The following is a 14,341-nucleotide window of genomic DNA, read 5'->3' on the forward strand; positions in this document are numbered from 1 at the left end:
TTTTGTGCAGAAGCATAGTTTTTAGGCAGATGATCCGTTATGTGTAAGCGTGAAGGGACACAGGGGATTTCCAGGTGGGTCTATGGTGGAAATTCCTGCTTTCCTTCCCAAATAACGAGACAAATCAGTGGTGTGTGACACCGGTCGCAAAGATCGGTGTTTCGGTTCTGGTAAACAGGGCCGGGAAAAAGGGAAATTGGTCATGAAAGCCCGAAACGGCGACCCAAAGCGGGAAGTCATCGACAAGGTTGTCGAAAAGATCCATCAACGAATGTCTGGTGAAACGGCGAAGGGTGCAGAAGCATTCGTTCGCCTTTTTTATAAGGATGTTCCGCCTGACGACATGGCGGGTCGCTCGGTCGACTCGCTTTATGGCGCGGCACTTACACTTTACAAATTCGCGCAAAAGCGCCCCTCGGCCGATACGGCCAAAATCCGGGTCTATAACCCTGATCTCGAAGAACATGGCTGGACGTCTGATCACACGGTGATCGAAATTAACAATACCGATATGCCGTTCCTGGTGGACTCGGTGACAGCCGCCCTGCATGAGCTTGATCTGACCGTTCATCTTGTCATCCACCCGATCATGCGCATTGCCCGTGATGACAAGGGTGAATTGCAAAGCGTTGCCAGCGTTGAAGAAACCAACGATCCGCGTGAATCGGTCATGCATGTCGAAATCGACGAGCAGACCGACAAGGACGTTCTGGCCAAGGTCCATGAAGCACTTGAAAACAGTCTGACCGACGTCGCGCTTGCTGTGCGCGACTGGCAGCCGATGCTTAAAAAGGTCACCGAAGTTCTTGATGAGATTGGCGATGTCAAGGCAGGCGCGCCAGACGAGGACCGCCGCGAGGTGCAGGACTTCCTTGGATGGCTGCACAATGACCACTTCACCTTCCTGGGTTACCGGGAATACAGCTTTAAAAATGCTGGCAAAAAGGGTCCGGTGGATGTCGAGGTCAAAAATCAGCTCGGCATTCTGTCGCGCGAAGGAACCCACGTCTTTGATGAGTTGCGCCAGATTGGCAACCTTTCAGCCGAGGTGCAGGATTTCGTCGCCAAGCCGAACCTGCTGATGGTGACCAAGGCCAATAAGCAGTCGACGGTTCACCGTCCTGTGCATCTTGATACGATTGTCGTCAAACAGTTCGATGCCAAGGGCAAGGTCGTTGGTCAGCACCTGTTTGTCGGCCTGTTTACTTCGGTCGCCTATAACCTGTCCCCGCGCCTGATCCCGCTTCTGCGCATGAAGCTTGCCGAAACCGTCAAACGTGCCGGTTTCCCGCCAGCAAGTCACGATGGCAAGGCGCTGGTCAACATTCTGGAAACCTATCCGCGTGACGAGCTGTTCCAGGTCGATCTGGACGATCTCTATCACACCTGCATGGGCATCCTGCATCTGCAGGAACGTCAACGCATTGCGTTGTTCGTGCGCCGCGATGCGTTTGAACGGTTCGTCTCCTGTCAGCTGTTCTGCCCGCGCGATCGCTTTACCACCAAGCTGCGCCTGAAGTTCCAGACCGTGATTGAAAACGCCTTCGATGGTAAAGTCACGGCGCACTACACCCTGATCGGCGACAGCCCGCTTGCGCGTTTGCACCTGTTGGTCAAAACCAACCCCGGCGAGCTTCCCGAATACAGTGTGGCCGATATCGAACGCCAACTGGTCGAGGTGGCCCGTGACTGGTCCGATACCCTGCGTCAGATCCTTGTACGTGAACTGGGTGAGGAACGCGGTCTGGCACTGCATCGTCGCTATGGCGAAAGCTTCTCGACGGAATATCGTGAACGCTTCACGGTCGAAAGTGCAGAGCTTGATATCGAACGCATCGAGGAGGTCATTAATGCCAATGACCTGCGGGTAAATCTTTATCGTCCGATCGAAGCTGCCGAGAATGAGCTGCGCTTCAAGATCTACAATCCCGGTGCGCCAGTGCCGCTTTCGGATGTCCTGCCCATGCTGGAAAACATGGGGCTCAAGGTCATTACCGAAAATCCCTTCACGGTCAGTCCGCGTGATGTCGGGATTGATGTTCGCATTCATGATTTCGGGGTCGAGGTCGATGGCGAGTTCAGCCTCCATGATGTGCGCAACAAGTTCCAGGAACTGTTTGTCCGCATCTGGCATGGCGAGGTTGAAAACGATGCGTTTAACCGCCTTGTGCTGCTGGGCAATCTGAACTGGCGCGAAGTGGTGATCCTGCGTGCCTATGCGCGTTATACCCGCCAGACTGGATCGGCTTTCTCGCAGGCTTATATGGCCAAGACGCTCGCCAACAATCCGGCGCTGGCGTCCGCCCTGGTGTCACTGTTTATTGCGCGCTTTGATCCGGATCGCGATCCGGCCAAGGGCGACGAGGTCGCAGCGATTGAGGCTGACATCATCAGCCGCCTCGAAGACGTGATGAACCCGGATGAAGACCGCATCTTGCGCGCCTTCCTCAATCTGGTGCAGTCAACCCTTCGCACCAACTTCTTCCAGCACGATGCGGATGGAAATCCGAAATCCTATCTGTCGGTTAAGTTCAATTCGGCCGTCATCGAAGATTTGCCACTGCCGCGTCCGTGGCGTGAAATCTTTGTCTATTCCCCACGGGTTGAGGCCGTCCATCTGCGCGGTGGTCCGGTGGCCCGTGGTGGTATTCGCTGGTCAGACCGTCAGGAAGATTTCCGTACCGAAATCCTCGGTCTGGTCAAAGCCCAGATGGTCAAGAATGCGGTCATCGTCCCGGTCGGCTCCAAGGGCGGTTTTGTCGTCAAACGTCCACCGGTCGATGGCACGCGTGAAGCGTTCCTTGAGGAAGGCATTGCCTGCTACAAAACGCTGATGAGCGGGATGCTCGACATTACCGACAATATCGTTGCCGGTGAAATCGTGCCGCCAAAACGCGTTGTGCGTCTCGATGACGATGATCCCTATCTGGTTGTTGCGGCTGACAAGGGCACGGCGACCTTCTCGGACATCGCCAATGGCGTCGCCCGTGATTATGGCTTCTGGCTTGACGATGCATTCGCATCGGGCGGCTCACAGGGCTATGACCACAAGAAAATGGGCATTACCGCCCGTGGTGCGTGGGAGTCGGTCAAACGCCACTTCCGCGAAATGGGCAAGAATATCCAGACCACGCCGTTTACCGTGGCCGGTGTCGGCGATATGTCGGGTGACGTGTTTGGCAATGGCATGCTGCTGTCAGAGCAGATCAAGCTCGTTGCGGCGTTTAACCACATGCACATTTTTGTCGATCCTGACCCGGACCCGGCCAAAAGCTTTGCTGAGCGCAAACGCCTGTTTGAAATGCCGCGTTCAAGCTGGACCGACTATGACAAAAAGGTCCTTTCCAAGGGTGGCGACATCTTTGATCGCAAGGCCAAGACCCTCGATCCGTCACCTGAAGTCCGCAAAGTCCTCGGACTGGATAGCGGCAAGGTCACTCCGGCTGATATGATGAAGGCCATCCTGAAATCCGATGTCGAACTTTTGTGGTTTGGCGGGATCGGGACCTATATCAAGTCCAGTCTTGAAACCAACGCCGATGCCGGCGACCGTGCCAACGATGCCATCCGCATCAATGGTCGCGAAGTCCATGCAAAGGTCATTGGCGAGGGGGCAAACCTTGGTGCGACCCAGCGGGGCCGTATCGAATACGCCCATGCCGGTGGCCGCCTGAATACCGATGCGATTGATAACGCGGCGGGTGTCAACTGCTCCGACCACGAGGTCAATATCAAGATCCTCGTGGGCGAAGTGGTTGCGGCTGGCGATATGACCGAAAAGCAACGCAACAAGCTGCTTGTCGACATGACCGACGAGGTCGGCGAACTGGTGCTGCGCGACAACTATTTGCAAAGCCAGGCCATCTCGAATGCCGATGCCGAAAAGGCCGATATCCTCGATGCACAGGTCCGTTTGATCCGCATGCTCGAACGCGAAGGGCGCCTGAACCGCGAGATTGAATACCTTCCCGATGACGAGGAACTCAGCCGTCGTGCTAACGCGCATGAAGGCCTGACCCGCCCGGAAGTCTCGGTTTTGATGCCTTATGCAAAGCTGTGGCTTTATGACGAAATCCTTGAATCCGACCTGCCCGATGATCCGGTTCTGGTCGAGGAACTGGTGCGCTACTTCCCGACACCGCTTCGCAAGAAATACGCAAACGCGATTTCAAACCACCGCTTGAGACGCGAAATCATTGCGACCGTTGCGACCAACAGTCTGGTCAACCGGGTCGGTGGCACGTTCGTTCATGACATGATGGAAGCCACCGGCATGTCGGCAGTTGACGTGTCGCGCGGTTATCTGATCACGCGGTCTGTCTTTGGACTGCGCGAAATGTGGGAAGGCATCGAAGCGCTTGATAACGTCGTGCTGGCGAAATTGCAGACCAGCATGTTCCGCGAAATCAATCGCATGGTGAACGATGTTACCCAGTGGTTCCTGCGCAATTGCGAGGAGCTTAATGTCGGTGAAAAGATCGAGATGTTCCGTCCTGCGGTTTCCAAGGTGATCGAAAGCTTTGATGAAATCGTGCCCGAAGATGCCGCGGCACGCACCGCTTTGTCGCAGAAGGCAAAGTCACTGGTTGCACAGGGTGTCCCCGAAGACCTCGCTTGGCGTGTGGCCTCTGCGACCCAGTTGGTGGCGATCTGTGACGTGGTTCGGATCGCCGAGGCAACCGGTCGCGATGTGATCGAAGTGTCGGCCACCTATTTCGCAGTCGGGGCACGTTTCCAGTTGGGCCTGATGCGCTCAGCTGCCGAGTCGATCGAAGCCGATACCCATTGGCAGAAACTGGCACGTGCGGCAGTAATCGACGATCTGTTCGGGCATCAGCGCGAACTGACCCGTTCGGTTCTGGCTGCGGGCAAAAAAGGCTCGTCCGGCTCCGACCTTGTCGATATCTGGGTGCAAGATCGTCAGCGTGGCTGTGCGCGCTGTGATGATCTGATCAATGAACTGCGTTCGGCCGGTCAGATCGATCTTGCCATGATCACGGTGGCCAACCGCCAGATCCGGGCCCTGATCGGGGCCTGATGTCTGAAAGGTCGGGAGACCTTGTTTTAAAAACTGGAAGGGCGCCTGTAACGGGCGCCCTTCTTTTATTTTCAATCAATAGCCTTTACTCATGCGCGTCATTGAGAAAACATACCGCCTATTGGTAAAAAAGGCGATGCAGCGTGATTTGCGTTAGATCACGGAAATCAATGGGAAATCCTGTCATTCTGCTGCCATTATTATATGATGGGATCAAAATATTGCCGGTGTATTCCTTGAAAAATACCAACCGGTATGTATATCTGAGGCATATAAACAAAACAGGTTAATGTTATGAGGAACGCCACAGAAACCCGGATCAAGCTGCTTGAAACGGCGATGGAGCTATTGGCAACACGCAGTTACCACGACGTTGGCGTCAGTGATGTATGCAAGCATGCCGGGGTAACAAAGGGTGCGTTCTATCATCACTTTGACAGCAAGGCAGAGCTGTTTGCCGCAGCCGCCCGCCATCACTGGGAAAAGGGCAAGGACGAGCTTCGCGCCATCTTTTCCCCGGATGTCCCGCCGCTTGAGCAGCTTAACAGCTATATCGAACTCATTTGCAACAAGCAGGAACGCTATGCCGTCCCTGGGGAAAACGAAGTCTGTGTTTGCCCGATCTTTACCGCCGGTGGCCAGGTCGGCCCGGAAGATGAGCCGATCCAGGCCTGTTCACGCGAACTTGCCGAAGAGCAGATCAAATATCTGGCGTCCATGGTGCGCGGCCTGAAAGGCGAGGGCATGCTGGGTGAAGATGGCGACGCCACAACTTTGGCGCGATTGATTTTCCAGTATGTTCACGGTTTGCTGACCTATGGCCAGGTTTTCAACGATCTTGATACCGTTCGGTCTGACATTCGCAACGGCATCTGCCGAATCCTTAATTTGCAATGCAAATACAGGGATGTAGACGCGGAAACAGCCGCCTAAATCCCCTGTAAATTTCGTTGTCCAGAGAAAATAGTTCACTTTTTTCTCTAAATTCACTTGCAAACATACCGATCGGTATCCATTTTTCTTCCAAACGTGCTGCCTGTGCGCGGCGTAACCTATTTGGAAGATGGAATGATGCAGTCTCGATCAAAACGCAAAATTTTGCTGCCAGCTGCCGCCTTGGCGCTGGTTGCTGCCGCCGGTGGATATGGTCTGCATATCACCGGATCCGCCGCTGATGAGGTCGCGGTTCAAACCGAACAAGCAGCTCCTCCGGCAACCCCGGTCACCGTATCGGGTGTCAAAACTCAATCTGTCCGCCTCTGGAGCAACTTTTCCGGCCGTCTGAGTGCGGTCGAGGAAGTGCAACTGCGCCCGCAGGTCAGTGGTGCGATTGTCGAAATCCTTTTTGAAGACGGTGAATTGGTCAACGAGGGCGATATCCTTGCCGTGATTGACCCACGCAGCTATCAGGCCGCGGTCGAGGAAGCCCGCGCCGAACTGGCCGCTGCCCAGCAGAACCTGTCGCTGGCGAAAAAGGAAAAGGAACGCGCCGAGAAACTCGTTTCCAACGGCACGGTTTCCAAACGCGTCTATGACGAACGTCTCAGCACCCATCAGGTTGCCCAAAGTGACGTCAGCCGCGCCAGGGCGAAACTTGAACTGGCGGAAATCCAGCTTGATCACGCCTATGTCAAAGCACCGATCAATGGCCGTGTCAGCCGGGTTGAACTGACCGTCGGCAACCAGGTCAATGCCGGCCCCAATGCCCCGGTCCTGACCACGATTGTCTCCACCGGTAAAATCTATGCCGACTTCGACCTGGATGAGCAGACCTTCTTTGCAAGTCTTGGCGACAGCGGCAAAGTCGACGCTGCCGCCCAAACCATTCCGGTCAATATGACGCTTTCGAATGGTCGTCATGTGTCTGGTCACGTGCACAGCTTTGACAACCGCATTGATCCGCGGACCGGCACCATCCGGACCCGTGCGCTGTTTGATAACCTTGATGGTAGTCTTCTGCCCGGCACCTTTGCCAGCCTCGAGGTCGGCACATTGGCCAAAAGCAACGTCATCATGGTCTCGCCAGAAGCTGTCAGCACCGATCAGGACCGCAAGTTTGTCTATGTTGTCGAACCCGACAATACGGTTGCCTATCGTCAGGTAACGCTGGGGTCTGAGATCAATGGCATGCGCATTGTGACGTCGGGTCTGAACGAAGGTGATCTCGTGATCGTCAATGGCATCATGAAGGTTCGGCCGGGTATGCCTGTCGCGCCGGAAATTCTGCAGGCCTCCGCATCGTAATCGATGTGTGACTGCGCTTTAAAGCAAGGCTGAAAAACATGCAGAATCTCTCCCGCTTTTTTGTGGATCGCCCGATCTTTGCCGGCGTCCTGTCCGTCCTGATCTTGTTGGCGGGCCTGATTGCGATGTGGCGTTTGCCGATTTCCGAATATCCGGAAGTCGTGCCGCCAACCGTTGTGGTCGAAGCCAAATTCCCCGGTGCAAACCCGGCCGAGATTTCCGAAACCGTTGCCTCCCCGCTTGAAGAACAGATCAACGGGGTTGAGGGGATGCTTTATATCAACTCGCTGGCAACCACCGACGGCAATCTGTCGCTGACGGTGACGTTTGAAATCGGAACCGACCCGGATCTGGCCCAGCAAAAGGTCCAGAACCGTGTTTCGCAGGCCGAACCACGCCTGCCGGATGTTGTGCGCCAGCTTGGCGTGACCGTGTCAAAGCAGTCACCTGATCTGACCATGGTTGTGCATTTGCGTTCGCCCAATGAACGTTATGACATGCTATATTTGCGGAACTACGCGACGCTGAATGTGCGTGACCGTCTGGCGCGTATCACCGGTGTCGGGCAGGTCGGGCTGTTTGGTTCGGGCGACTATGCCATGCGTGTCTGGCTCAATCCGGACAAGGTTGCCGAACGCAACCTGACCGCGGGCGAGGTGGTTTCGGCCATCCAAAGCCAGAACGTTCAGGTGGCAGCCGGCATCATTGGTGGTGCACCCTATGACACTGGCGTGCAGTTCCAGTTGCCGATCAATATCAGCGGTCGTCTGGAAAGCCCGGAAGAGTTCGAAAACATCATCATCAAACGCGAAACTGACGGCACAATTACGCGTTTGGGCGATGTTGCACGCATCGAAATGGAAGCCCAGCAATATGCCCTGCGCTCCCTGCTTGATAACAAGCCGGCGGTGGCAATCCCGATCTTTGCATCGCCGGGCTCGAACGCACTTGATATTTCAAGCAACGTCCGCGCCACCATGGAAGAACTCAAACAGAACTTCCCGGACGATCTGGATTACTCGATTGTCTATGACCCGACCGTGTTTGTCCGTGGTTCGATCAAGTCGGTCATCATGACATTGCTTGAGGCGGTCGCCCTTGTGGTTGTCGTGGTGACAGTGTTCTTGCAGACATGGCGTGCCTCGATCATTCCGTTGCTGGCCGTGCCGGTATCGATCATCGGTACCTTTGCGCTGATGCTTTTGATGGGCTTTTCGATCAACGTCCTGTCGCTGTTTGGCTTGATCCTGGCCATCGGGATAGTGGTCGATGACGCGATTGTTGTCGTCGAAAACGTTGAACGTAACATCGAACGTGGTCTTTCGCCGCGCGATGCAACGGTTGCTGCCATGCGCGAAGTGACCGGGCCCATCATTGCGACCTCGCTTGTCATCACCGGTGTGTTTGTGCCGATTGCCTTTATTTCCGGCCTGACCGGCCAGTTCTATCAGCAATTTGCCCTGACCATCGCCATTGCCACGATCATTTCCACCGTCAACTCACTGACGCTGAGCCCGGCCTTGTCAGCCGTTCTTTTGCGCAGTCACGACGCACCAAAAGATTGGCTGACACGCGGGATGGACTTTGTCTTTGGCTGGTTCTTCCGTGCCTTCAACCGGTTCTTTAACCGCAGCACCGATCTTTACGCCGGTGGTGTGAAGCGTCTGCTGGGCGTGAAGGCCATCATGATGGTGCTTTATGTCGGTCTTCTGGCATTGACCTATCAGGGCTTCCAGATCCTGCCGACAGGCTTCGTGCCGCTTCAGGACAAGCAGTATCTTGTCAGCTTCGCCCAACTTCCGCAGGGCGCGACGCTGGACCGGACCGAAGACGTCATTCGTGAAATGTCTGACATCGCGCTTCGCGAACCCGGTGTTGAAAGTGCTGTGGCCTTCCCGGGGCTTTCGATCAACGGTTTTGTGAACAGCTCAAGTGCGGGCATCGTCTTTGTCACGCTGACGGATTTTGCCGAACGCAAAAGCGATGATCTGTCGGGTCTTGCCATCGCTGGCAAGCTCCAGCAGAAATTTGGCGCGATTGACGAGGCCTTTGTCGCCATCTTCCCGGCACCGCCGGTGCAGGGGCTTGGCACAGTCGGTGGCTTCAAGCTGCAAGTACAGGATCGTTCCGATCAGGGCTATCGTGCGCTTGATGATGCGATGAAACAGGTCCTTGCCAAGGCATGGGCTGCACCGGAACTGACCGGTGTGTTTTCAAGCTACAACATCAACGTGCCGCAGCTTCAGGCAACGCTTGACCGTACCAAGGTCCAGCAGCTTGGCATCCCGGTTGATGAGATCTTCCGGACCATGCAGGTCTATCTGGGGTCTATGTATGTTAATGACTTCAACGCCTTTGGCCGCACCTATCAGGTGATTGCACAGGCAGACAAGCCATACCGTTCAAGCCCCGATGACATCCTGCGCCTGCAAACGCGCAACGCAGACGGCGATATGGTGCCGCTTGGTTCTGTGCTGTCAGTCTCCGAAACATTCGGGCCGGACACGGCAATGCGTTATAACGCGTTCCGTTCTGCCGATCTGAATGGCAACGCGGCACCTGGATATTCCAGTGGCGATGCACAGGCGGCGATCACCAAGATCCTTGATGAAACCTTGCCGCCGGGCATATCTTATGAATGGACGGAGCTGACCTATCAGCAGATCCTGGCGGGCAATACAGCGATCTTTGTCTTCCCGATCTGTATCCTGCTCGTGTTCCTGGTGCTGGCAGCACAATATGAAAGCCTGACCATGCCATTGGCGGTGATCCTGATCGTCCCGATGAGCATCCTGTCTGCCATCTTTGGTGTCTATCTGTTCGGGGGTGACAATAACATCTTCACCCAGATCAGCCTGTTTGTGCTGGCCGGACTGGCATCAAAGAACGCCATCCTGATTGTCGAGTTCGCCCGCGAACTTGAACATCAGGGCCGCAGCACCGTTCAGGCCGCGATCGAGGCCAGCCGCCTTCGTCTGCGCCCCATCCTGATGACCTCTCTGGCCTTCATCATGGGTGTCGTCCCGCTGGTACTGTCCAGTGGTGCCGGTGCCGAGATGCGCCACGCGATTGGTATTGCCGTGTTCTCGGGCATGCTGGGCGTGACGATATTTGGCCTGATCCTGACCCCGGTCTTTTATGTTCTTGTACGCATGATTGGCCGGCGTAACGATGTTCGTTCACTTGATGAGGCTGAGACACATCAGCCTGCGGAGTGACCGATATCGTTGCATAAACAGCCGGACCGTCTTTTTCCCCCGACCCCGCCGGTCCGGCTGTTTTAAATTCCCGAACGGGGCCGATGCAAGTCGGCCCCGTTTTGGTTTTTCTGATGTGAGCCATATCTCAGTCTGGTTCGATGGCCCTTGCCTTGGCCGGACTTCGCCTTATCTTTCGGTCGGAATGTTTGTCGATAAGGGTTTTCGACCATGAACTATGTGCGTACAGGTTTGTTGCTGGCCGGATTGACGGCGCTGTTTGGCGCGGTCGGCATGATGATTGGCGGCCAACAGGGCATGATTATCGCGCTGCTGTTTGCAGCCGCCATGAATGTGTTCGCCTATTGGAATTCGGACGCGATGCTGCTGCGTATGCGCAGTGCCCGGCAGGTCGATGACACAACAGCACCCGAACTGGTGGCGATGGTGCGTGACCTTGCGCGAAATGCCGACCTGCCCATGCCCAAGGTCTATGTGATTGAAAACCCGCAGCCCAATGCCTTTGCCACGGGCCGTAACCCGGAAAACGCGGCGGTGGCGGCGACCACAGGGTTGCTCAAACTGCTTGATCGCAACGAAATCGCTGGCGTCATGGCCCATGAACTGGCCCATGTCAAAAACCGCGATACCCTGACCATGACCATCACCGCGACCATCGCCGGGGCGATTTCCGCACTCGCCAACTTCGCAATGTTTGCCGGCATGTTTGGCGGCAATCGCGACAACAACAACCCGCTGGGCGGGATCGGTATGATCCTGATTGCCATTCTCGCACCCTTGGGGGCGATGATCGTGCAAATGGCAATTTCGCGCACCCGTGAATATGAAGCCGACAAGATCGGGGCCGAGATCTGCGGCCATCCGATGTGGCTGGCCGGTGCATTGAACAAACTCGATAAGGGTGTTCACGCAATCCCGAACATGGACGCCGAACGTAACCCGGCGATGGCCCACATGTACATTGCCAATCCGCTGTCGGGCAAAGGTGTTGATAACCTGTTTTCAACCCACCCCAACATGGCCAACCGCATTGCGCGCCTGACGGAAATGTCAGGCACGTCTGCAAGCAATGCACCGGGCCGTCCGGCAGGGCAGGGGGCCGGTGTTGCCAAGGCGGCCCCGCCGCGCGGCCCTTGGGGGCGAAATTCATCAAAACCCGCTTCTTCAACGCCCAACGCATCGCGACAGCGCAAACGGCCCTGGGAGTCCTGAACCCGGTAAAACACTGTTTTGTTGGATGTCTTTTCACCCTTTTTGGGATCGTGTACCCTATTCTTCGGTATGAGTGAAATGACAACCCACGCCATTGACCAACCTGATTTGTAGGACGAAAATGTCCCTACTAAAGTCTTGAGATCCCTGCTGTTCAGGCTCCGAGAAGCAGGGAACAGATAAGGACAAGAATGGCTGGTTTCTGGTCAATGGTTGGCCTTGTGTTCAAATCCTTGATCACAGGTGCCGATACTGTCGATGATACGGGGGGTGCTGCCAGAGATATTCTGGCGACAGATGATGTCCTGTGCCGATATGCCATCGCCCGCTTCACGCCTGCCGATACCAACGCCCATATCGGTGCAAGTTCCGTTGATGATATTTCAGATATCGTGGCAGCCGCTGTCTCGTCCGTCCCCGAAAGCGAAGGGATTCGGATTGATCAGTTCTTTTCACCAAATCCCGATGCCGCCGATCCGTTTCAGGCCATACGCGAAGCGCAGCTAAGCGTTCTTAATATGGCGCACCGCAAGGATGCCGATACGGTCTTCTGGGGGCGTCAGGATGCCAGCACCGGGTATTTGAACCTCTATCTGGTCAGCGATGCCCTGACATCGTCGCTTTATGACCTGATGCTGCCCCAGACCTATATCTTCCGTCAGCCGACCCACTCCGATGTTGCCGAGGCATTGCGGGTTCTTCTTAATGCGCAGCTTGTCCTGACATCCCGGGGCGGCGAACAGCGTGCCCTTCAGATTGCGCGTCTGGCGGCGATCATGGAAGACCTTCAGGACCGCGTTCTGGGCGGTGAAGTCTTTTCGCACGCTGGTGCCGGTGCGGCGCTGGCCTATGGGTTCGGGGCGTTCGTCCTGTCGGAAACCGGTGATCGTTCCTATTGCGCAAGTGCGCTTCGTGTCATGGAACCCTATATCCGCCAGATGGTGGCAGATATTGCCGAAAAACCAGTGGCCGCCACCGGGAAAACCGCCGCGCCAACCGGTCTCAAGGGCGAAGCTCTGGCGGAAAATGATCCGGCCGCGCCAACCAGCCAGCTTTCGGAATTGCTTGATCGCGTCACGGATTTTTCCAAGGTCGATCCCCGCACCACGGCCGCACTCGCCCTTTATGGATCGCTTGTGAACTGGTCACTGATTGCAAACCTCAAGGCGCGCTCTGGTGAATTGTCGATTGCGATCTGGCGCATGCTGGAACGCAGGATCGAACTTTCGATGGGCTCGCCGGTGGATCGTGCCCTTTCGATCTGCAAGCTTGGCGAGGCCATGGTCCTGACCGGCAAGGACAAGGAAGATGCCAAGATCGTTGACAAGGGTGCCGCGCATTACCGCCGGGCGCTTGGCATGATCAATCCACGCGTTCACGGACCGCTTTATGCGTTGATCGCCTATGGTCTGGCGGATGCGATTGTATCGTCTGCCACCATTCGCGATGTGACCATCCCCGATACGCAAGTTGTCCCGGTTTTTCAGGCAGCCCTTAAGGTCTGCACACGGCGGGATCATCCCTATATCTGGGGGCGGATCATGTTCGCGCTTGCCACCGTCTATCTGACCAACGGCAATCTGCACAAGGATATCGAAATGCTCACCCACGCCCGGATGAGCTATTCACAGGCCTATGAGGCATTTAACGAAGCCGGTGCAAAGGGGGCTGCGCGTGCTGCTTCGGGTGGCTTTACCCGCTCGGAAAACTTCCTGTCGCAGCTTGGACATCGCAAGACGCTTATGGATGCAACCGGTGGTCTTGGCAAAGACACGGCAAACGCGTCCTGAGCCCATCCTGAGCAAAGACAAGACAAAAAGAAACCCCCGCAGCGGATGCTGCGGGGGTTTTGACTGCGACTGCCGGGTAACTTCTATTCGCGATTGCCAAAGAAGTGCAGCAGCATGATGAACAGGTTCACGAAATCAAGGTACAGACGCAGCGCACCGAACAGGGCTTTTTTGCCTGCGGTCGTTGCATCGTCATGCTCGTGATATTCTTCCTTGATGCGCTGGGTGTCATAGGCGGTAAGGCCCGTGAAGATCAGAACACCAGCCGCCGAAATGACGAACTGCAGCATCGTGCTGGCAAGGAAGATGTTCACCACCATTGCGATGATGATACCGATCAGGCCCATGAACAGGAAGCTGCCCCAGCCCGAAAGGTCTTTCTTGGTGGTATAGCCAAACAGGCTCATCGCACCAAAGGTACCCGCGGTGATGAAGAACGTGCGCGCGATCGACTCACCGGTATAAACCAGGAAGATCGACGCAAGGGACAGACCCATCATTGCGGCGTAGATCCAGAATGTCGCCTGTGCGGCACCAAAGCTCATCTTGTGGATGCGCGCGCTCAGGAAGAACACAAGCCCGATCGGGGCCAGCATGACAATCCAGTGCAGTCCGGTGCCGAAAATAGCCTGCATCAGGGTCGGGCTGGTCGACACAGCCATTGCCACGATACCGGTCAGGGCAAGTGCGGATGCCATGTAGTTATAGACACGCAGCATATAGGCGCGGAGACCTTCATCGATCTCGGCCGCCGACCGGCCAACCGAGACGTCATAGCCGCGTTGACGCGTTTCAAAAGCCATTGAAATCCCTCTTTGATCCAATTGTGAGCAGAACAT

8 protein-coding genes are annotated in these 14,341 nt (G+C 55.8%); 6 read left to right on the top strand and 2 right to left on the bottom strand.

Annotated elements, in window-relative coordinates:
• Window positions 1-124: 124 nt before the first annotated feature.
• A complete protein-coding gene (locus tag AC5Q5A_RS01910) occupies window positions 125-265 on the bottom strand; it encodes a hypothetical protein (protein WP_493894422.1) in 141 nt (46 codons plus the stop codon).
• Between AC5Q5A_RS01910 and AC5Q5A_RS01915 the strand changes: the two genes are divergently transcribed.
• The 6 genes from AC5Q5A_RS01915 (at window position 203) to AC5Q5A_RS01940 (ending at window position 13,502) form a co-directional block, all read left to right on the top strand.
• The gene (locus tag AC5Q5A_RS01915) at window positions 203-5,038 is read left to right on the top strand and encodes an NAD-glutamate dehydrogenase (RefSeq protein WP_493894145.1); all 4,836 of its coding nucleotides are present in this window, start codon (window positions 203-205) and stop codon (window positions 5,036-5,038) included. The genes AC5Q5A_RS01910 and AC5Q5A_RS01915 overlap by 63 nt on opposite strands.
• A gap of 294 nt (window positions 5,039-5,332) precedes the next feature.
• Window positions 5,333-5,971, top strand: a complete 639-nt coding sequence (locus AC5Q5A_RS01920; protein WP_008888541.1) for a TetR/AcrR family transcriptional regulator — start codon at window positions 5,333-5,335, stop codon at window positions 5,969-5,971.
• Between the two features lie 135 nt (window positions 5,972-6,106).
• Window positions 6,107-7,282, top strand: a complete 1,176-nt coding sequence (locus AC5Q5A_RS01925) for an efflux RND transporter periplasmic adaptor subunit (RefSeq protein WP_493894146.1) — start codon at window positions 6,107-6,109, stop codon at window positions 7,280-7,282.
• A 38-nt stretch (window positions 7,283-7,320) separates the two neighbouring features.
• Window positions 7,321-10,500: an efflux RND transporter permease subunit gene (locus AC5Q5A_RS01930; protein ID WP_493894147.1), complete on the top strand. Its 3,180-nt coding sequence runs from the start codon at window positions 7,321-7,323 to the stop codon at window positions 10,498-10,500.
• A 210-nt stretch (window positions 10,501-10,710) separates the two neighbouring features.
• Complete coding sequence (htpX, locus tag AC5Q5A_RS01935) at window positions 10,711-11,712, top strand: zinc metalloprotease HtpX (protein ID WP_493894148.1); 1,002 nt, start codon at window positions 10,711-10,713, stop codon at window positions 11,710-11,712.
• Window positions 11,713-11,903: 191 nt separating this feature from the next.
• Entirely contained in the window at window positions 11,904-13,502 is a 1,599-nt protein-coding gene (locus AC5Q5A_RS01940; protein ID WP_493894149.1) for a hypothetical protein, read from the top strand.
• Between the two features lie 83 nt (window positions 13,503-13,585).
• Here the strand turns inward: AC5Q5A_RS01940 and AC5Q5A_RS01945 are convergent, their stop codons facing one another.
• A complete protein-coding gene (locus AC5Q5A_RS01945) occupies window positions 13,586-14,305 on the bottom strand; it encodes a Bax inhibitor-1/YccA family protein (RefSeq protein WP_008888536.1) in 720 nt (239 codons plus the stop codon).
• Window positions 14,306-14,341: the final 36 nt, after the last annotated feature.

The organism is Thalassospira sp. CA1 (genome assembly GCF_059052855.1).